The organism is Shimia sp. NS0008-38b, assembly GCF_040370365.1.
Classification (GTDB): Bacteria; Pseudomonadota; Alphaproteobacteria; order Rhodobacterales; family Rhodobacteraceae; genus Shimia.
On record NZ_BAABWQ010000001.1, the window covers coordinates 342,105 to 361,622 of the forward strand.

Sequence of the window (19,518 nt, forward strand, 5' to 3'; positions counted from 1 at the left end):
CACCGCGCCCAAAGGAGTCCCTATGACCAATGCTTTGTCTAAGCTCTTGGAAACCCGTGACTGGCTGATGGCCGACGGAGCAACCGGCACCAACTTGTTTAACATGGGCCTGAGCTCCGGTGACGCACCTGAACTCTGGAACGCGGATGAGCCCCAAAACATCAAGAAGCTCTACAGCTTGGCGGTCAACAATGGCTCCGACATCTTCTTGACCAACTCTTTTGGCGGCAACGCGTCACGTTTGAAACTGCATGACGCGCAGGGTCGTGTGCGCGAACTCAACCGCCTCGCCGCCGAAATAGGCCGTGACGTCGCAGACGCGGCTGGTCGCCCCATCGTAGTGGCGGGTTCAGTTGGCCCAACAGGTGACATCATGGAACCTGTCGGATCTCTTACACATGCCGATGCGGTAGAGATGTTTCATGAACAGGCTGAAGGGTTGAAAGAAGGCGGCGCAGATGTGCTCTGGCTGGAAACCATCTCCGCCCCTGAGGAATACAAAGCCGCCGCCGAAGGTTTTGCTTTGGCGAATATGCCTTGGGTGGGCACAATGAGCTTTGACACCGCTGGTCGCACCATGATGGGTGTCACCTCTGCCGACATGACACAAATGGTCGAAGGTCTGTCAAACCCGCCCTTGGGCTTTGGTGCAAACTGTGGCGTCGGCGCTGCGGACCTGCTGCGCACTGTTCTGGGCTTCTCGGCTCAGGGCACAGAGCGCCCGATTGTTGCCAAAGGCAATGCGGGTATTCCGAAATACCACGATGGCCACATTCACTATGATGGCACACCCGAATTGATGGCGGAATACGCGGTGATGGCACGTGATTGCGGTGCAACAATTATTGGCGGCTGCTGCGGCACCATGCCGGAACATCTGCACGCGATGCGTGATGCTCTGGAAAACCGCGCGCGTGGCGAGCGGCCAACACTCGAACAAATCACTGAAACACTCGGTGGCTTTTCATCTGCATCTGACGGCACTGGTGATGAGCCTGCACCGACCCGTGAGCGTCGCGGTCGCCGCCGCCGCGCATAAATATACCGTTCACTCACAGTCCCAAAAGGCCCGGTGTTATTGCCGGGCTTTTTTGCTGTCAGCTATTTTAGCTCAGCGCCAAACCACACCCGCGCCACAGGCGTGTTGCCCCACTCCTGACGGGGCGCACCGCCTTGCACGCAGACCGTTTGACGCAAAGAACTGTCTAAAACAACGCCAACTGACCATCACGCGCCAAAGGCACCTCAAACAAATCCTTGCGCAGCTCTGGCAACGTTTTGGACAGCCCAACCCTTACGCGCGCTTTTTCAAAGCGCTGACCGATCATCTCTGCATAAAGCCCCTCGCCGCGCATGCGCTTTCCCCAAGCCGCCTCGTAGGTTTCGCCACCGTGCATTTCGCGCACCCGCGCCATAACCTTTGCCGCACGGCCCGGGTATGCCTCTTGCAGCCATTCCTCAAACAACGGCGCAACCTCCCGAGGCAGGCGCAACATGATCCAAGTGGCCGCTTGCGCACCAGCCTCAGCGCCTGCGTGTAGCAAGGCCTCCACCTCGTGATCACTCAATCCCGGCACCACAGGCGCCAACATAACGCGCACCGGAATGCCTGCCGCACTCAGCTTACGGATCATCTCAACTCGTCGCAGAGGCGCAGGACACCGCGGCTCCATCAGCCGCGACAGCTTGGCATCCAATGTGGTCAACGACACACCAACCTGCGCCAGCCCTCGCTGCGCCATGTCACTCAGAATATCAATATCGCGCTCAATCAACGTGCCCTTGGTCACTATCGCCACAGGGTGGCGAAACCGTTGCAACACCTCAAGCACAGAGCGCATCACCCGATACCGCTGTTCCACAGGCTGATAGGGATCGGTGTTTGTGCCAATCGCCAATGTGTCCAAAGAGTAGTTTTTGCGCCGCAGTTCCGCCTCAAGCACCTCAGCCGCTTTGGGACGCGCCACCAGTTTGGTTTCAAAATCCAGTCCCGGCGACAGTCCCAAGTAAGCGTGTGTCGGGCGCGCAAAACAATAGACACACCCATGCTCACATCCTCGATAAGGATTCAGCGAGCGGTCAAACGGAATATCGGGCGATTGATTGCGGCTGATCACACTGCGTGGGCGCTCTTCAGAGACCTCCGTGTGGAAGGGCTCGCGCGTCTCGGGGATCTCCCAGCCATCCTGCACCTCCTCTCGCACAGGCTCAAACCGGCTGGCATGATTGCTCACCGCACCGCGCGCACGCCGCCTTTCGGCATCAATTTTCTGGGTTTTGAAGTCTGACATGCGCCAAAACTAGAACAAATAGAGAACACATGCAACAAACCCCATGATTTGGATGAAAAACTTTCATTGCAAACCCACTTTTTGCCTCTACACGTCGCACTCAGCCTTGGCTATGTCGCTATTCAGACAGTTTGCCGGGTGAAAAAGACCCACATCTGAGACAACAAAGAGCAAGCGACACCCACAATCGGGTGAAGCCATGGTATGGGAATACGCGCATGTCAGAAGACCAAGACGACATCATCCTGTCCGAATTGGACGACGAAGAACTTGTCCAGCAGATGTTTGACGATCTGTATGATGGCCTCAAAGAGGAAATCGAAGAGAGCGTGAACATCCTCCTGGAGCGCAATTGGCAACCTTATGATATTTTGACCAAAGCGCTCGTCGGCGGCATGACAATTGTCGGCGCGGACTTCCGCGATGGGATTCTGTTTGTACCTGAGGTGCTTCTGGCCGCAAACGCCATGAAAGGCGGCATGCACATTTTGAAGCCCCTTCTTGCCGAAACCGGCGCTCCCCGTATGGGATCAATGGTGATTGGGACTGTCAAAGGGGACATCCATGACATTGGCAAAAACCTTGTATCGATGATGATGGAAGGTGCAGGTTTCGAGGTCGTTGATTTGGGCATCAACAACCCCGTCGAGAGCTACCTTGAGGCGCTGAATGAACATCAGCCTGATATCCTTGGGATGTCCGCGCTTTTGACCACCACAATGCCCTATATGAAGGTGGTGATCGACACGATGATCGAAAAAGGCCTGCGCGATGACTACATCGTTTTGGTCGGTGGTGCGCCGCTCAACGAAGAATTTGGCAAAGCGATTGGTGCGGACGCATACTGCCGAGATGCCGCCGTTGCTGTGGAAACCGCCAAAGAATACGTGGCGCGCAAACACAACCAGATGAGCGCCTAAACACAGGTAAATCACGCTCCGCACAGGCGGGTCTGGTCCGCCTGTTCTGGCGGGCCATTTTTGTTTGTGCCGCAACTGTGAAACACTTGCGTCTTTGAAGGAGCCGGGACTGTGACAGGCAGTGGCACTGCACTTGATGACACCGCTCTCACCGACACAGGGCTTGCTCCCACCGGGGAGACAGGCCGTGTTCTGCTGCTAGCATGTGGCGCGCTTGCACGTGAAATTCTTGACCTTATCAAGATCAACAAATGGGATCACATGGATCTCACCTGCCTGCCCGCAATTTACCACATCCAACCTGAGAAAATTGCACCCGCTGTTCAGGACGCGGTCATCAAACATCGCGAGACCTATGCCTCCATTTTTGTGGTGTATGCGGATTGCGGCACCGGTGGTGGACTACAAAAGACCTGCGACGACCTCGGGGTCGAAATGGTCGCCGGGCCGCATTGCTACAGCTTCTTTGAGGGCAATGATCGCTTTGCCCAAATTGCCGAAGATGAATTTACCGCCTTCTATCTCACCGACTTCCTCGTCCGCCAGTTTGACGCCTTCATCATCAAACCCATGGGGCTTGATCGCCACCCGGAACTGCGTGACATGTACTTTGGAAACTATGAAAAGCTGGTCTATCAGGCGCAAACAGACGATCCAGCCCTGACAGAAAAAGCCAAAGCCTGCGCAGATCGCCTTGGTTTGGACTTTGAACGCCGGTTTACCGGCTATGGAGATCTGAGCGCGGCTCTCACCGCGCTCTAATCCTCACGCTGCGCCAGAGCGCATCTTGGCCATTTTGCGAGCCGCTTTGAAGCTGACCAGCTTGCGGCTGCCAGCATCCCAAAGATCCAGTTTGGCGCAGGCCAGACTTTCCCTTAGGGTCATCCGCCCCATATCCTTAAGTTCTGCGTGATCCCGCAGCACCTCGGGCAAACGATAAAATGGAATGCGCGCATAAAGGTGATGTACATGGTGGATGCCGATATTTGCAGAGAACCAGCGCAAGATCGGTGGCAGATCATAGTGCGAGCTGCCATGCAGCGCAGCCTCATGCAGCGACCAATCTTCCGACGTATCCCACTCTGTCTCTTCAAACTGGTGTTGGATATAGAACAACCACATGCCAATCGACGCCGCGATCAGAATGGTTGGCAAAAACACCAAGAACAAAGACTGCCACCCGCCGAAGTACGCAATCGCAGTCAACAGCACGGCAATACCAACGTTGGTGCCCATCGCTGAGACCCAATATTTAGAGCCTTGATCCATGAACCCCAACGGAAGGCGGTTCTGCAGAATAAAAATGTAGCTTGGCCCCAAGCCGAACAGCACCAGCGGATGCCTGTAAAGGCGATAGAGAAAGCGTCCAAAGGCGCTGCGCTGGTGATACTCTTCGGTGGTAAGCGTCATGATGTCGCCAATGCCGCGATGACCAAGGTCACCTGCATGGCTGTGGTGGATCGCGTGAGATCGACGCCAAACGTCATAGGGGGTCAACGTCACAATGCCCAGGCCGCGCCCAATCCAATCACTGACATCGCGGTTGGCAAAGAACGACCCGTGGCCGCAATCATGTTGAATACAGAACAGGCGTAGCAAAAACATGCCATTCAACAGGGAAATCGCAAAGGCAGCGAAGTAGCTGTAATGCGCGGCCCAACAGGCCAGAACCCATAGCGCCACAAACGGCCCTAAACTGATCCCAAGTTCAAAACTGCTTCGAAGGCTGTTTGGCTCTCTGTATTTGGCCAGAGTGCGCACCCAGTTGCGTGCGACCTGCGCACGATCTACGTCCATCGAATCTTTCATGTACTGCTACTTCCCCAAAATCTCCGCACCACGCCTAAAGCTTCCCGCGCGAGGATCAAGATAAGATCATAAAAATCTGAAAATTTCGCCAATTTTCGCCATCAAAAGAGCATTTGACACATTCTCAGGCCAATGAGGTCACCCACAAGATCGTGGCGTCCTCATCACTTGAGCTGATCACATTGTGGCCCATCGTGCCATCATAGTAGGCGCTGTCACCGCGGCGCATCTCAACCGGCTCATAAAATTCTGTGTAAAGTTGGACCACGCCAGTCAAAACATACAGAAACTCTTCGCCATCGTGCCGCACCCAACCGTCAAATTCATCCATCGAGCGCGCGCGCACCCGAGCGCGATACGGCAACATCGCTTTCTTTCGCAAACCTTCTGCCAAAAGCTCGTGCTCGTAAGTTGTTGTGACTTGATGGGTACCTTCACCGGACTTCACAACCGCCATACGCCCGTTGATCTGGTCCCTTTGGGGAGACGTAAACAGCTGTGGTACGGAAATCTCCAACCCCACTGCAAGCTTTTTCACCGCATCATAGGTCGGCGACATCTGCCCGTTTTCGATCTTTGACAGAGTCGAACGGGCCAAACCAGCCTGATTGGCCGCCTGTTCCAAAGTCCAGTTGCGCGCTTTGCGCAGCTCACGCACGCGCTCCCCAAGATCAAGAGGCTCGACGTGGTCTTGTCCCCCATTCTCACGGGCAATTCGGATTAGCGATTTTGGGTCTTTTTTACTCATGCCTGCGCTTCTAGCCCGCAGGCCCCCCTCCCTGCAACCGCAAGCCACCCCTTGCCCCTGCACAAAAGTCGGCTTACGCACGGGGTATGCACTCCGTTTTTGATAAGGGCGCACCCCCCGCCTGCCCCAACGCCTTTAACATGGCCGCACATGTTCTGCGCCATGCACAAGACAAATCGGACAAAGTTGCGCTGCGTGTGCTGTCTGAAAATGACCCCGAAGACTGGACCTATGGCGCTCTTGAGTCTGCGGTTCTAGGAGCCGGCACCGGCCTGCTGGACGCGGGACTACAACCGGGTCAACGGGTTCTGATGCGACTGGGAAACTCGGTGCACTTTCCCATAGCGTTTCTCGCATGCATTGCTGTGGGTTTGATCCCTGTCCCAACCTCATCACAGCTCACAAAATCCGAAGTCGATGGGATGGTCACCTCCCTAAAACCCGCAGCCATTTTGCAGGATCCAAGTGTCGAAACTACATCAATAACATCGACCAAGATACTGACAATTAATAACCTTATATCTTTTTATGGTTTGTCTTCTGCGACATATGAGCTGGGTAACCCAAACCGCCCCGCCTATATTGTTTACACCTCTGGCACTTCCGGACGCCCACGCGCAGTGGTGCATGCGCACCGCGCCATTTCAGCGCGGCAAATGATGTTTGAGGACTGGTACGCACTTAAGCCCTCTGACCGGCTCTTGCATGCAGGCGCGTTCAATTGGACTTTCACACTTGGCACCGGGCTGATGGACCCTTGGACCATTGGGGCCACGGCGCTCATCCCAGCCCCCAACACGTCCCCCACCGCTCTTGCCGATTTGCTCCATAGACATCAGGCGACGCTGTTTGCCGCCGCGCCGGGTGTGTACCGCAAAATGCTAGACACACCTGATGACCCGGCGCTTACGAAACTACATGACAGCTTGCGCCATGGACTATGTGCCGGGGAAAAACTCTCCACGCCGATGCGCCAACGCTGGTCCAAAGCGACCGGCACGCCTCTGTTTGAAGCTTTCGGAATGTCAGAGTGCTCCACCTTCATATCATCAAACCCAACATCGCAGTCTCCCAACGGCGCTCTTGGCCAACCACAACGGGGGCGTCGTGTGGCCATTGTGGATGAGAATGGCCCTGTTCCGCTTGGTGCCCCGGGGACAATTGCCGTGCACAAAACTGACCCTGGCCTGATGCTGGGTTACCTCGATGCGCCCGACGACACCGCAGAGCGTTTTAAAGGAGATTGGTTCCTGACCGGCGATCTCGGCACGATGGATGCCGCGGGATTTATCACCTATATGGGACGGACTGATGACATGATGAACGCTGGCGGCTTCCGTGTCTCCCCTCTGGAAGTGGAATCTGCGCTGTTGTCTCACCCGCAAATCAAAGGCATTGCGGTCACGGATGTCGAAATCAAACCAGACACCCGGGTGATTGCTGCCTTTTACACAGCAGATCACGATCTTGTGGCGCATGACCTCAAAGCCTTTGCGGCCCAGCGTTTGGCGCGCTACAAGCAACCGCGGCTGTTCACGCGGCTCGATACCCTGCCCACCAACGCCAATGGCAAACTCAACCGCCGCGCCTTGCGCGCCAACTTCAAGGCCACCACATGATCAAACTCGACGTAATCTCTGATCCAATCTGCCCCTGGTGCTTGATCGGCAAGACCCGCCTTGAAAAAGCCCTGGCACAGGAACCGGACCATCCGTTTGTCATCGAATGGCACCCGTTTCAGCTTAACCCCGACATGCCAGCTGCTGGTATGGATCGCCGCGAATATCTGGAAACCAAATTTGGCGGCAAAGACAACGCTGTACGCGTGTACGGTGACATCGAGCGCCACGCGCGCGAGGAAGGTCTTGAGATTGATTTCGCTGCAATCAAACGGACGCCCAATACAATCGATGCGCACCGGTTGATCCACTGGGCCGGCATCGAACAAAAACAAAACGACGTCGTCGATGCCCTGTTCACTGCCTATTTCATGGAAGGCCGCGACATAGGCAGCGCCGACGTGCTTGCTGACATCGCTGATGGTGTTGGTATGGACGCTGCAGTTGTACGCAAACTGCTCAGCACGGACACAGATGTTGAGGACATGCGCAAGCGAGACACCCACAGCCGCGAGATGGGCGTGAACTCAGTTCCGACCTTCATCGTCGCCAATCAGCACGCAGTGCCCGGTGCGCAACCCGCCGAATTGTGGTTGAAGGTGATTGCGGATCTTCGGGCCCAAAACGCCGCTGAATAGATATTCACTTCGCGCTTGTAGCCCTGCGAACTCCGCGATAAGGTCGCGGTGTCCACAGCTCATTTTTGGCTGTCCGGCATACTCAAACACGATCACAAAACTGGTGCAGGCCAGAGATTCCGCAGAAACGCTTTCCGGCATGCTGCCGAACCGCCTGCGCTTCTGACACCGTCGACGGAGCCTGTCATGACCAAAGAAAACCTGCCTATGTCGCAGGTAGAATTCATTGCTTTGATTGCGATGATGTTCGCCACGATTGCGTTCTCGATTGACGCAATGTTGCCCGCGCTTCCCGAAATCGCGCATGAGCTGAGCCCGGGCAATCTAAACCATGCCACATTGATCATCACCTCCTTTGTGATGGGCATGGGCCTCGGCACCTTCTTCACAGGCCCCTTGTCTGACCGTTTTGGCCGCAAACCAGTCCTGATCGGCGGTGCTTTGATGTACACGGTGTGTGCCTTCCTTGGCTGGCAAAGCCAGACATTGGAATGGCTGTTGGCAGCACGTTTCTTTCAAGGTGTGGGGTCAGCGGGACCTCGCATTGTCACGCTCGCAATTGTGCGCGATCTGTTTGCCGGTCGGGAAATGGCGCGCATTATGTCCTTCGCCATGATGGTGTTTACGATAGTGCCAGCCCTTGCGCCTGCCATTGGTACGGTCATCATCGATCTGTCGTCGTGGCGCGGCATCTTTGTTGCCTTTATGATTTTCTCGCTTTTGTCGGTTCTGTGGGTTGGCGTTCGCCTGCCTGAGCCACTGAGTGTAGAAGATCGTCGGCCGTTTAGCTTTGCAAAACTCATGTCGGGTGCACGCGAAATGTGGGGCATTCCTGCTGTGCGCACATCTATGTATGTCCAAACGCTGATTCTGGCGGGTCTGTTTGCCATGATCAGTTCCGTACAGCCCATCTACGACCAAACCTTCGGTAAGGCAGACCAATTTCCACTTTGGTTTGCCTGCATTGCACTACTATCAGGCAGCGCCAGCCTCCTGAACGCCAAATTGGTGATGGTCTTTGGAATGCGGTTTCTGGTGACCTTTGCAATTGGTGCGCAAATTGTATTTTCCCTCGGCATGATCGGTGCCTACGCCGTTCCAAACGACAGCGTTCACTTCGCAGCCTTTGTCATTTGGCAAACCGCGATCTTCTTTTCTGTTGGTATGACCATCGGCAATCTGAATGCTTTGGCGATGGAACCGCTTGGACACATGGCAGGGACCGGAGCCTCCATCATGGGCGCCTTCTCTACCATTTTAGGCGGCGTTCTGGCGGCGCCTGTTGGGTTGGCATTTGATGGCACCCCGTTGCCCATGGCGATCTCGCTTGGGGTCTTTGCGGTGATCAGCTTCGCTCTGATGCTACACATGCGCCGTATTGAGGCGCTCAGCCAGTAGGAATTGTGCAATTCGCGCTTGTGCAGGCTCGGCCATTTTGCAACCATTGCTTTATGGCCAGCCCCCTGCTCCTTCGTAACCGCAACTACCGTCTGCTCTTTGCGTCAGGCGCATTGACAAACCTTGGCGACGGGCTGGTGTCTCTCGCACTGCCGTGGTTGGCCACCTTGCTTACACGTGACCCACTGGCCATTGCCGCAGTTGCCGCCGCCGGACGCCTGCCTTGGTTGTTTTTTTCTCTACCTGCCGGGGTGGTTGCTGATCGGGTCGACCGCCGCAAACTTATTGCCCGCGCTGACCTTCTACGCGCCGCATTGGTGGCTGCGATCCTCTGCCTCGCGCTGAGCCCTCCCAACACCGGCAGTGTCTGGATTTTGGTGGCACTTGCCTTCCTTTTGGGCGCTGCCGAAGTTGTTCGCGACAACGCCGCCCAAACCATTCTGCCAGATATCGTGACAGCTTCAGACCTTGAGGCCGCAAATGGGCAAATGTGGAGCGTTGAGCAGCTAACTGGTCAATTCATTGGCCCGCCATTGGCCGGATTTTTAATCGCCTCAAGCATTGCCTTGCCATTTGGATTGGACGTTGCGGCACTGGTGATGGCTGCCGGGATGGTCTGGCTCATCACATTGGCACCACGCCCCAAAACCAGCCAGAACTTCTTCAAAGCACTGAAAGAAGGTATCACATTCATGCGCAGCGACGCGCTGCTTTTGCGCCTCGCCGTTGTCTTGGGCTGCGCCAACTTTCTGGCCATGGGCACAATGACCCTGCAAGTGCTGTTTGCACAGGATGTGCTTGGCCTGTCCGCCGCACAGTATGGCTTTATCCTTTCAACAGCAGCGCTTGGCGCTATCACTGGCAGCCTCACCGCGCCACGTCTCATTCGTCTGTTTGGCACACAGCGTTGTCTCTATATCTCCATCACAGGTTGGAGCATTGGCTACGGCACCATCGGCTTGACCAATTCCAGCATCGTGATGGCCCTATCTCTGTTTGGTGTGATGGCCTGTGCCATGCTGTGGAACGTGATCACTGTGTCTTGGCGACAGCGCCGCATTCCCACTGACCTGCTTGGACGGGTCAACAGCATATACCGCTTCTTTGGATGGGGCAGCATGCCGCTGGGTGCCATCGCCGCAGGTGCGGCAGTTGCAGCACTACAAACACCCTTTGGTCGCGACATTGCTCTTCGCACCCCCTTTCTGATGGCGGGGGCATTGTGCTTTTTGCTCCTACTCTATGCGATGGCCCGCTTGCGCCTCGACTAAAGCACAGACCCCAGCAAGCAGAAAGCGGCGCAGAATTATAAGACGGCCTGTGCGTTGCGCTTCTCCAAATCGCTCAAAATAGCTGGCCGCTGATTTCCCAATCGCCCATCATATCCATCTATTTGTTAGGTATTTGAAGGCGATGCCAAAGTGAGGCAGACACGCAGGCGTACTGCGCACGACACCCCATTATTCCCACTCTCACTTTCATGGATTGACAACGCAGCACATTATCGCGAAACAAACAGATGATGGTGCTTGTATGAAAATCGATGCAAGCAAAGGGAATACGGTGCGGCGCATAACATAACGCCAATTCCGTGACTGCCCCCGCAACTGTAGGCGGTGTGCAACCCCCAAAACGCCACTGGGCCAAATGGGTCTGGGAAGGTGGGGCGCGCAAGACACCGCAAGTCAGGAGACCTGCCATCGCCAACTGTAACTCAAACCGGGCGGGGTGCCTCGGAAGGAGGCCACATTGACTTATTTGGCATATGCCACTGACATCTCTGGTTTCGTCCGCACCCAGCGCTTTCGCGGAGGGCGAAATGAACCGTACAACCCCATCTCATCGCATCACTGTCTGCACATCCTGCCGCCACAAAGGCAAAACCTGCAATCCCGGCTATGAGCTGATCGCAAAACTGCGCGCTGCCATATCCGCCGCTGCCGACAGCATCCCTGAGGACTTTGAAATCTCCGGGACCGCCTGCATGGCCGGATGTGACCGCCCCTGCACGGTGGCCTACCATGCCACACGCAAAGCCTCTTATCTGTTTGGCGATGTCACAGCGGACGACAACATCGAAGACCTTGTGGACTTCGCCAAACAATACGCTGTTTTACATGACGGTTGGTGCAGCTCAATCGACCGACCGACGGGCCTGCGCAAAAGCACCCTTGCCCGCATTCCGGCCAGCATCGTGGCAATCGAAGACAGTCTGGAGCGCGTGTCATGAATGCACCCGCTTTAGAGGTGAAAAACGTCACCTGGGCCCCGCGCAAACGCGATCCGCTTCTTTTGGAACCCACCAGCTTTGCGCTCAACGAAGGCGAAGTCATGGGCATTGTTGGTCCCAATGGCGCGGGCAAGACAACCTTATTGCGGATGATCTACGGCTACAATCGGCCTTTGAGCGGTGACATTTTGGTGCGCGGAGAGTCTCTGCGCCAGATGGCACCGCGTGCCTTGGCCCGCCAAGTGGCGGCGGTGCTGCAAGAACAACCCTCTGACTTTGCGCTGTCCGTTCGCGAAATTGTGGCGCTTGGCCGTGTCCCGCATCGCTTGGGGCTCTCAACGCCCGGTCGCAGGGATGGTGAAATCATCTCAGCGGCGCTTGAGAAACTGAACCTTGAGCATCTGTCCTATCGCAGCCTGTCCACGCTGTCGGGCGGCGAACGTCAGCGTGTCATGGTCGCACGCGCCTTGGCGCAGGAGCCACATCTCTTGGTGTTGGATGAGCCCACCAATCACCTCGATATCCGCCATCAGCTTGAGGTCTTGCATCTGATCCGCGATTTGGACCTGACCATTGTGACATCCCTGCACGATCTCAACCTAACGGCTGATGTCTGCGACAAGGTGCTGGTGCTCAAAAACGGCAGCCAACAAGGTTTTGGCAACCCACGCGAGGTGCTTAAAGGCGCGCTCGTTTCAAACACATTTCAGGTGCACGCCCGGCAAGAGGAACTCAGCTTCAGCCAAAAACCGCACCTCACCTTTCAATTGCCTTCCAACGGCTAAGGACCCCTCATGAAACATACATCTATCGCCCTCGGGCTCCTTCTCGCAGCCCAGTCTGTGGCCGCAGAAACCACCGTGCAAAGCTGTGATCGTACCGTCACATTTGACGGCCCGCCAAAAGCTGCGATTTCCAACGACGTCAACTTGACCGAAATGATGCTGGTCTTAGGTCTGGCCGACCACATGGTGGGCTACACCGGCATCTCCGGCTGGAAAACTCTGGACGAAGACATGCGCTCCGGTGTTGAGGCCCTACCCGAGCTCTCCGCCAAATACCCTTCCAAAGAAGTCCTTGTTGGCGCGGATGCCGACTTCTTCTTTGCTGGCTGGAACTACGGCATGAAAGTTGGCGGCGAAGTCACTCCAGACTCCCTCGCCCCATTTGGCATCGATGTGTATGAGCTGACCGAAAGCTGCATTCACATCGGCGAAAAGGCCAAAGTCAGCATGGACGACATGTACAACGACCTGCTCAACCTCGGCAAAATCTTTGAGGTAGAAACCAAAGCACAGGAACTTGTCGACGGTTACAAAGCCGAGCTGGCGGATTTCACAACCTCGTTGGCAACAGCAGACGCGCCCCTGCGTGTGTTTGTCTACGACAGCGGCGAGGACTCACCCTTCACAGCGGGCCTCTACGCCATGCCAACCGCGATGATCGAGGCCGCCGGCGGTACAAACATCATGGATGACTTTGAGAAAAGCTGGGGCACGGTCACATGGGAAGCCGTGGTTGAACGCAATCCCGAAGTGATCGTGATCGTGAACTACGGCAACGTCACTGCGCAAGAAAAGCGCGCATTCATGATGAACAACCCAGCTTTCGCAGAGCTGGATGCGGTGAAAAACGACCGCTTTGTGGTTCTGGAATATGTTGAAGCCACCCCCGGCCCGCGCAACATCAAAGCGGTGAAGAAACTGGCTGAAGGTTTCTGGGGCGCAACTGGCACGGCGAGCAACTAAATGGCCCAAGGACTCTCCCACCGCGACGTTCCCATGTGGATCGCCTTTTTAGGTGGATTTGCTGCGCTGGGAGCGTCCTTATCCTTTGCCATCTCGGTGGGCGCAATTTCTGTGCCCATCGACACGGTGTGGGGGGTATTTGTGTCCAAAGTGGGCCTTTGGGACGGGGAGCCCACGTGGTCCAAAGGTCGGGCGGCCATTGTCTGGGAAATCCGCTTTCCACGCGCGCTGCTGGCCATCATGGTCGGCGCCGGTTTGGCCCTTGTTGGTGCAACCCTTCAGGCGGTCACCCGCAACCCACTTGCCGACCCGCATTTGTTGGGTATTTCTTCAGGCGGCGCATTTGGCGCCATTCTGGCGTTGTTGCACACAGGTTTGTTTCTCGGCCTTCTCACTGTGCCGGTCATGGCCTTTCTTGGCGCACTTGCCGCCACACTTGCCGTGTTGGCTGTGTCACGTTGGGCGGGCGCCACCAGCGCCGACCGTCTGGTTCTGACCGGTGTTGCGATGTCGTTTGTCATCATGGCATGCGCCAACATATTGATTTTTATGGGTGATCCCAAAGCAACACATACTGTGGTGTTCTGGATGCTCGGTGGCCTTGGCCTCGCACAATGGTCCCACCTGATTTACCCGCTCGCCATCCTTGTTCCGTGCGGTCTCTGGCTGTGGCTGCAAGCCCCGAAACTCAATGCGATGACCATCGGAGATGAAACCGCCAGCTCCCTTGGCATACCTGTGGGCCGCTTCCGGCTCAGCGTTTTTGTGGTTGGCGCCCTCATCACCGGTGTGATGGTCGCCTTCTCTGGGATGATCGGCTTTGTTGGTCTCATGGTCCCCCATATTGCGCGTCTGCTGACCGGAGGGGACTACCTTCGACTGCTGCCGATTTCCGCTTTGTTTGGTGGGATCTTTCTGTTGTGGGCAGATATCGCAGCCCGCACCATCATGGCGCCCGAAGATATCCCCGTTGGCATCGTCACTGGCCTTGTAGGAGGGCTGTTTTTCATCTTGTTGTTGCGCCGGTAACCATCTCACACACCATCCTTTTTTCCCCTTCAGAATCGCTGGTTCTCTTTGCGTGTGGCTGGCATACCTTTGGCCAACATCTCTGTGTGCAGGACTGCCTTTATGACCACGATCATCTCCTCTCTCGCCGATATTTCTGAGCGCTACAAAGCGTTGTTTGTGGATCTTTGGGGCTGTGTGCACAACGGCGTCACTGCCTATCCGGAGGCGGTTGCGGCCCTGCAGGCCTATCGCGCCCGCGGTGGCATTGTGGTGCTGGTCACCAACTCCCCCAAACCGCGCGCCGGTGTGGCCGAACAGATGGGCGCGTTTGGGGTGCCCAAAGACGCTTATGACACCATCGCCACCTCCGGTGACAGCGCCCGCGCCGCGATGTTTCAGGGGGCTGTGGGCACAAATGTCTACTTCATGGGCGAATGGGACCGCGACGAGGGGTTCTTCGAACCGCTTGAAATCCTTGACAATCCCACCCCCATCACCCGCGTGCCGCTGGCAGAGGCGGATGGCATTGTCTGCTGCGGGCCGTTTGACACATTGGCGGACCCAGAGGTCAACCGCGCCGATTTCCTCTATGCCAAAACCCACGGCATGAAGCTGCTCTGCGCCAACCCAGACATCATTGTGGACCGCGGTGAGATCCGCGAATGGTGTGCCGGCGCCTTGGCCAAACTCTACACCGATATGGGCGGAGAAAGCCTCTATTTTGGCAAGCCCTATCCGCCAATCTATGACCTCGCCCGCCGCCGGTTGAGCGCGTTGGGGGTGTCTCTTGAGGACAGCGACATTCTGGCGATTGGGGATGGCCCACAGACCGACATTCTCGGCGGCATGGGTGAAAGCATCGATTCGCTGTTCATCACCGGCGGGTTGGCGGCGGCAGAAACCCAGACCACCCATCAGCCCAACCCGGACGCGCTGAGCGCCTATCTGGCGGCAGAAAACGTGACACCACAGTTTGCGATTGGCAAATTGCGCTGACACAAACCGCTTGATTTTTCTGCAACTGCAAAGTAATTAAATTTCCAAACACGCACCCCGTGCGCCATGAAGTTGCGTCACCACCCCAATCCGGAGGGTCCTATGTTGGACAATCTGCCCCGCGGCACCATCTTTATCGAAGACCTGGAAATCGGCATGTCACGTTATGTGCGCAAAACCGTGACCGATCAGGACATCGAGATGTTTGCCGCCGTGTCCACCGATCACAACCCGGTGCATCTGGATGAGGAGTACGCAGCGGACACCATGTTTGGCGGCCGCATTGCCCACGGCATGCTGACCGCCGGTCTGATCTCTGCGGTCATCGGCGAGCAGCTGCCCGGTCATGGCACGATCTATATGGGCCAGTCGCTGAAGTTTCTGGCCCCCGTGCGCCCCAATGACACGGTGGTGGCCACGGTCACAGTGCGCGACATCGACATCGCCAAACGCCGCGTCCACATGGACTGCGCCTGCACCGTGGAGGGCAAAAAAGTCCTCACAGGCGACGCAACCGTCATGGCTCCCTCACGCAAACTCGACTAATTAGAGCCTGCAAGAAAGGCTGCATTTTTGGCTCAGATTGGGCCCCAAATGACACCTCCGCAAAACAGCCGCGATACAGATGCAATACCGACGCGTTAATTTGCGGCTTTTGCCTTGGCCTTTTTCTTCTCAGTCACAACTTTTTGCGCCAGATCACGGGCAATCGCAAACGCCCCTTTGATCTTATCTGCGTTCTTCACCCAGTCCCGTCGCACAACAATCTTGTTGTCTTTGACCTTGGCCAGACCTTTCTGATCCTGAATGAACTCCACCAAGCCTTGCGGTGAGGCAAACTTGTCGTTGTGGAACTGAATCGTCGCGCCTTTCGGGCCGCCATCCAACTTTGCTATTCCAGCCTTTTTGCACATCTCCTTGATCCGCACGATCAAGAGCAACGTATTGACCTCTTTCGGTAATTTCCCGAACCGGTCAATCAACTCCGCGGCAAACCCCTCCAGCTCCACCTTGCCCTGCAATCCGCTGAGACGGCGGTAGAGGCCAAGCCGCACATCAAGGTCCGGCACATAGGCTTCCGGAATCAGAACCGGCACACCGAGGTTGATCTGCGGGGCCCATTGATCATCCGCATCACTCAAGCCTTCAAGCTCACCCGCCTTGATCTTGGCAATCGCTTCTTCCAGCATCGACTGATACAGTTCATAGCCCACATCGCGCATCTGGCCAGACTGCTCTTCCCCCAGCAGGTTCCCTGCCCCACGGATATCAAGATCTTGAGAAGCCAAGGTAAATCCAGCTCCCAGTGTGTCTAAGGACCCGAGCACCCGAAGCCGTTTTTCCGCAGCAGGCGTCAGCACATGCCGGGGTTTTGTGGTCAAGTAAGCATAGGCTCGGGTCTTAGAGCGCCCCACGCGCCCGCGAATTTGATACAGCTGCGCCAAGCCAAACATATCGGCCCGATGCACAATCATCGTATTGGCGGTTGGGATATCGAGCCCGGACTCCACAATGGTGGTCGCCAACAACACGTCATATTTGCCGTCATAGAAGGCATTCATCCGGTCATCAAGTTCCCCGGCCGCCATTTGCCCATGTGCAACAACCACGCTGACCTCTGGGACGTGATCACGCAGAAATTCTTCAATTTCAGGAAGATCGCTGACACGCGGCACCACATAAAAACTCTGTCCGCCCCGGTAGTGTTCCCGCAAAAGCGCTTCTCGCACAGTGACCGCATCAAAGGTGCTTACGTATGTACGTATCGCCAGACGGTCGACCGGCGGCGTGCCAATGATCGACAGGTCTCTCACCCCGGAGAGGCTCAACTGCAGGGTTCGCGGAATGGGCGTCGCCGTCAGGGTCAGCACATGCACATCGCTGCGCATCTGCTTGAGCCGTTCTTTGTGCGCCACGCCGAAGTGCTGCTCTTCGTCGATGATCAGAAGCCCAAGATCTTTGAATCGCACTGATTTGGCCAGCAAAGCATGGGTTCCAACAACAATGTCCACGGTGCCGCGCGCCATGCCGTCGCGAGTCTTTTCCATCTCTTTTGCCGACACAAACCGCGACAAAGCTCTCACTTCCAATGGAAAGCCCCGGAACCGTTCGGCAAAGCCTTTGGCATGTTGCCGCGCCAACAAAGTGGTTGGGGCAATCAAAGCGACCTGCTGGCCCGACATGGCCGCCACAAACGCCGCCCGCATCGCCACTTCCGTTTTGCCAAACCCGACGTCCCCACAAATCAGACGATCCATGGGGCGGCCCGAGGACAAATCATCGATAACATCGCCAATGGCGCGCAGCTGATCATCGGTTTCCTGATACGGGAAGCGCGCGGAAAACTCTTCCCACGCGTGGTGTTGCGCCTCCAAAACGGGTGCGGTGCGCAGTTCGCGTTCGGCAGCAACGCGGATCAAACGATCCGCCATATCGCGAATGCGCTCTTTCAGTTTGGCCTTCTTGGCCTGCCATGCGCCGCCGCCAAGCCGATCCAGAAGCCCTTCATCATGTCCGTATTTGGACAAGAGCTCGATGTTCTCCACTGGAAGATAAAGCTTTGAACTCTCGGCATATTCTAAGGAAATCGTTTCATGCGCCGCGCCGGCGGCCGTGATCACCTCAAGCCCCAGATAGCGCCCAATCCCATGGTCTACATGCACCACCAAGTCACCTGGGCTGAGCGATTGCGTCTCAGTCAGAAAGTTCTCAGCGCGCTTTTTGCGCCGTGGTGCGCGGATAAGCCGATCGCCCAACACATCTTGTTCTGAAACAACCGTCATCGTCGGCGTCTCAAACCCATGCTCAAGCGCCCAAACCGCCAGATACAGACCGGTCTTTCCAATCCGCGACGCATCTTTCACCGGAATGGTTTCCGCCAGCCCCTCATCTTCAATCAACCCGCTCAACCGCTCGCGCGCGCCCTCAGAGTAACTTGCGATCACCACAGGACCATCTGGCAGTTTCTTGCGCACATGATCGGCAAGCGCGCCAAAAAGACTGACGTTTTCTTGCTGACGTTCCGGGGAGAAATTTCGACCAATACGTCCGCCAGCATCTATTGTACCGGGCCCTGAGGCTTGTTGCAGTGCGGAGAAATGCAACATCCGCCGCCCAGAAACCGCGCTGTCCCACGCGGATTCGTCCAAATACAACAGCGCAGGAGGAACCGGTTTATAGACCGTATCCATCCGTGCTTTCTGGGTCATTGCATGTTGACGGGTCTCGTATTGATCTTGCACAGACTCCCAACGTGCAATCCGCGCCACATCTGATTGATCGTCGACAGAAATTGACGCGTTTGGGAGATAGTCAAAGAGCGTTTCCAACCGGTCGTGAAAGAATGGCATCCAATGCTCAACACCTTGATGTTTGCGCCCTGCACTGATTGCCTCATACAATGGATCGTCTGTGCCAGCTGCACCAAATTCGATCCTGTAATTCTGTCGAAACCGTGTGATCGCCGCTTCATCTAAAATCACTTCGGACACAGGCGCCAATTCAATCTGCTTCAGAGTTTCCGTGGTGCGTTGCGTCGCGGGATCGAACCGGCGAACCCCATCCAAAACGTCACCGAAGAAATCAAGACGCACAGGCCCGGTGTCGCCCGGAGGGAAGATATCGATAATGCCCCCACGGATGGCGTAGTCCCCGGGCTCCATCACCGTAGGCGCCTGAGAAAACCCCATGCGTACCAAAAACATACGCAGCGACTCTTCATTAACGCGTGTGTCCACCTCCGCCCGAAATGCCGCCTCTTTGAGCACATCACGTGCAGGCACGCGTTGGGTGGCGGCATTTAAGGTTGTCAGCAGGACAAACTGCTGCGGCATACCATGCACCAGCCCTGCCAATGTCGCCATGCGTGTCGCAGAGATGTCCGCATTGGGTGACACACGATCATACGGCAGACAGTCCCAGCCGGGAAAGACAATCACGGGCATGTCCGGTTGAAAAAACGCCAAGGCAGCTCGTGTCGCGGCCATACGTTTGTCGTCGCGCGCCACATGGATCACCGGGCCGCCGGACTTAGCCACCTCATTTAAGATCAGCTGTGCGTCAAAGCCTTCCGGTGCCCCGCCCACAGAAATGTGCTGCGTGTCGTTCATC

General features: G+C 56.3%; 17 protein-coding genes and 1 riboswitch. Of the genes, 13 read left to right on the top strand and 4 right to left on the bottom strand.

The window, feature by feature from the left end; all coding sequences use genetic code 11:
- The first annotated feature begins 22 nt into the window (after positions 1-22).
- Entirely contained in the window at positions 23-1,039 is a 1,017-nt protein-coding gene (gene bmt, locus ABWV47_RS01675) for a betaine--homocysteine S-methyltransferase (RefSeq protein ID WP_353308103.1), read from the top strand.
- 166 nt (positions 1,040-1,205) lie between these two features.
- Here bmt and ABWV47_RS01680 read toward each other — a convergent pair whose 3' ends face one another.
- Positions 1,206-2,291, bottom strand: a complete 1,086-nt coding sequence (locus ABWV47_RS01680; protein ID WP_353308104.1) for a PA0069 family radical SAM protein — start codon at positions 2,289-2,291, stop codon at positions 1,206-1,208.
- 218 nt (positions 2,292-2,509) lie between these two features.
- Here ABWV47_RS01680 and ABWV47_RS01685 point away from each other — a divergent pair, with 218 nt between their 5' ends.
- Both ABWV47_RS01685 and ABWV47_RS01690 read left to right on the top strand, forming a co-directional pair.
- The gene (locus tag ABWV47_RS01685; protein WP_353308106.1) at positions 2,510-3,211 is read left to right on the top strand and encodes a cobalamin B12-binding domain-containing protein; all 702 of its coding nucleotides are present in this window, start codon (positions 2,510-2,512) and stop codon (positions 3,209-3,211) included.
- A gap of 111 nt (positions 3,212-3,322) precedes the next feature.
- Positions 3,323-3,973 (top strand): DUF1638 domain-containing protein, encoded by a 651-nt coding sequence (locus ABWV47_RS01690; RefSeq protein ID WP_353308107.1) that lies wholly within the window; start codon positions 3,323-3,325, stop codon positions 3,971-3,973.
- A gap of 3 nt (positions 3,974-3,976) precedes the next feature.
- Here the strand turns inward: ABWV47_RS01690 and ABWV47_RS01695 are convergent, their stop codons facing one another.
- Positions 3,977-5,020, bottom strand: a complete 1,044-nt coding sequence (locus ABWV47_RS01695) for a fatty acid desaturase (RefSeq protein WP_353308108.1) — start codon at positions 5,018-5,020, stop codon at positions 3,977-3,979.
- A gap of 124 nt (positions 5,021-5,144) precedes the next feature.
- On the bottom strand, positions 5,145-5,768 hold the full coding sequence (locus ABWV47_RS01700) for a helix-turn-helix domain-containing protein (RefSeq protein ID WP_353308109.1): 624 nt from the start codon (positions 5,766-5,768) through the stop codon (positions 5,145-5,147).
- 86 nt (positions 5,769-5,854) lie between these two features.
- Between ABWV47_RS01700 and ABWV47_RS01705 the strand changes: the two genes are divergently transcribed.
- The 10 genes from ABWV47_RS01705 to ABWV47_RS01750 all read left to right on the top strand — a co-directional run bounded on the left by ABWV47_RS01705 (position 5,855) and on the right by ABWV47_RS01750 (position 15,954).
- Entirely contained in the window at positions 5,855-7,387 is a 1,533-nt protein-coding gene (locus tag ABWV47_RS01705) for a class I adenylate-forming enzyme family protein (RefSeq protein WP_353308110.1), read from the top strand.
- Positions 7,384-8,025 carry a DsbA family oxidoreductase gene (locus tag ABWV47_RS01710; protein WP_353308111.1) on the top strand — a complete coding sequence of 214 codons (642 nt, stop codon included), beginning with the start codon at positions 7,384-7,386 and terminating at the stop codon, positions 8,023-8,025. Before ABWV47_RS01705 ends, ABWV47_RS01710 begins: the two co-directional genes overlap by 4 nt.
- Before the next feature lie 186 nt (positions 8,026-8,211).
- The gene (locus ABWV47_RS01715; protein WP_353308112.1) at positions 8,212-9,423 is read left to right on the top strand and encodes a multidrug effflux MFS transporter; all 1,212 of its coding nucleotides are present in this window, start codon (positions 8,212-8,214) and stop codon (positions 9,421-9,423) included.
- Positions 9,424-9,476: 53 nt separating this feature from the next.
- On the top strand, positions 9,477-10,694 hold the full coding sequence (locus tag ABWV47_RS01720) for an MFS transporter (RefSeq protein ID WP_353308113.1): 1,218 nt from the start codon (positions 9,477-9,479) through the stop codon (positions 10,692-10,694).
- A gap of 235 nt (positions 10,695-10,929) precedes the next feature.
- Positions 10,930-11,139: riboswitch (cobalamin riboswitch) on the top strand.
- 103 nt (positions 11,140-11,242) lie between these two features.
- Positions 11,243-11,653, top strand: a complete 411-nt coding sequence (locus ABWV47_RS01725) for a DUF1636 family protein (protein ID WP_353308114.1) — start codon at positions 11,243-11,245, stop codon at positions 11,651-11,653.
- On the top strand, positions 11,650-12,438 hold the full coding sequence (locus ABWV47_RS01730; protein WP_353308115.1) for an ABC transporter ATP-binding protein: 789 nt from the start codon (positions 11,650-11,652) through the stop codon (positions 12,436-12,438). The genes ABWV47_RS01725 and ABWV47_RS01730 overlap by 4 nt, the downstream gene beginning before the upstream one ends.
- 9 nt (positions 12,439-12,447) lie before the next feature.
- A complete protein-coding gene (locus tag ABWV47_RS01735; protein ID WP_353308116.1) occupies positions 12,448-13,401 on the top strand; it encodes an ABC transporter substrate-binding protein in 954 nt (317 codons plus the stop codon).
- Positions 13,402-14,430, top strand: a complete 1,029-nt coding sequence (locus ABWV47_RS01740; RefSeq protein WP_502959675.1) for a FecCD family ABC transporter permease — start codon at positions 13,402-13,404, stop codon at positions 14,428-14,430.
- A gap of 102 nt (positions 14,431-14,532) precedes the next feature.
- Positions 14,533-15,408: a TIGR01459 family HAD-type hydrolase gene (locus ABWV47_RS01745; RefSeq protein ID WP_353308117.1), complete on the top strand. Its 876-nt coding sequence runs from the start codon at positions 14,533-14,535 to the stop codon at positions 15,406-15,408.
- Positions 15,409-15,510: 102 nt separating this feature from the next.
- A complete protein-coding gene (locus ABWV47_RS01750; RefSeq protein ID WP_353309547.1) occupies positions 15,511-15,954 on the top strand; it encodes a MaoC family dehydratase in 444 nt (147 codons plus the stop codon).
- A gap of 95 nt (positions 15,955-16,049) precedes the next feature.
- On the opposite strand, the gene mfd is transcribed toward ABWV47_RS01750, so the two are convergent.
- Positions 16,050-19,517: a transcription-repair coupling factor gene (gene mfd, locus ABWV47_RS01755; RefSeq protein ID WP_353308118.1), complete on the bottom strand. Its 3,468-nt coding sequence runs from the start codon at positions 19,515-19,517 to the stop codon at positions 16,050-16,052.
- Position 19,518: the final 1 nt, after the last annotated feature.

What these genes read in the sequence shown, in the direction of transcription:
- mfd (WP_353308118.1), bottom strand. Translation starts at nt 19,517, where the DNA reads ATGAACGACACGCAGCACATTTCTGTGGGCGGGGCACCGGAAGGCTTT.
- ABWV47_RS01715 (WP_353308112.1), top strand. Translation starts at nt 8,212, where the DNA reads ATGACCAAAGAAAACCTGCCTATGTCGCAGGTAGAATTCATTGCTTTG.
- ABWV47_RS01730 (WP_353308115.1), top strand. Translation starts at nt 11,650, where the DNA reads ATGAATGCACCCGCTTTAGAGGTGAAAAACGTCACCTGGGCCCCGCGC.
- ABWV47_RS01685 (WP_353308106.1), top strand. Translation starts at nt 2,510, where the DNA reads ATGTCAGAAGACCAAGACGACATCATCCTGTCCGAATTGGACGACGAA.
- ABWV47_RS01710 (WP_353308111.1), top strand. Translation starts at nt 7,384, where the DNA reads ATGATCAAACTCGACGTAATCTCTGATCCAATCTGCCCCTGGTGCTTG.
- ABWV47_RS01745 (WP_353308117.1), top strand. Translation starts at nt 14,533, where the DNA reads ATGACCACGATCATCTCCTCTCTCGCCGATATTTCTGAGCGCTACAAA.
- ABWV47_RS01740 (WP_502959675.1), top strand. Translation starts at nt 13,402, where the DNA reads ATGGCCCAAGGACTCTCCCACCGCGACGTTCCCATGTGGATCGCCTTT.
- ABWV47_RS01680 (WP_353308104.1), bottom strand. Translation starts at nt 2,291, where the DNA reads ATGTCAGACTTCAAAACCCAGAAAATTGATGCCGAAAGGCGGCGTGCG.
- ABWV47_RS01705 (WP_353308110.1), top strand. Translation starts at nt 5,855, where the DNA reads ATGCACTCCGTTTTTGATAAGGGCGCACCCCCCGCCTGCCCCAACGCC.
- ABWV47_RS01700 (WP_353308109.1), bottom strand. Translation starts at nt 5,768, where the DNA reads ATGAGTAAAAAAGACCCAAAATCGCTAATCCGAATTGCCCGTGAGAAT.
- ABWV47_RS01720 (WP_353308113.1), top strand. Translation starts at nt 9,477, where the DNA reads ATGGCCAGCCCCCTGCTCCTTCGTAACCGCAACTACCGTCTGCTCTTT.
- ABWV47_RS01725 (WP_353308114.1), top strand. Translation starts at nt 11,243, where the DNA reads ATGAACCGTACAACCCCATCTCATCGCATCACTGTCTGCACATCCTGC.
- ABWV47_RS01735 (WP_353308116.1), top strand. Translation starts at nt 12,448, where the DNA reads ATGAAACATACATCTATCGCCCTCGGGCTCCTTCTCGCAGCCCAGTCT.
- ABWV47_RS01695 (WP_353308108.1), bottom strand. Translation starts at nt 5,020, where the DNA reads ATGAAAGATTCGATGGACGTAGATCGTGCGCAGGTCGCACGCAACTGG.
- bmt (WP_353308103.1), top strand. Translation starts at nt 23, where the DNA reads ATGACCAATGCTTTGTCTAAGCTCTTGGAAACCCGTGACTGGCTGATG.
- ABWV47_RS01750 (WP_353309547.1), top strand. Translation starts at nt 15,511, where the DNA reads ATGTTGGACAATCTGCCCCGCGGCACCATCTTTATCGAAGACCTGGAA.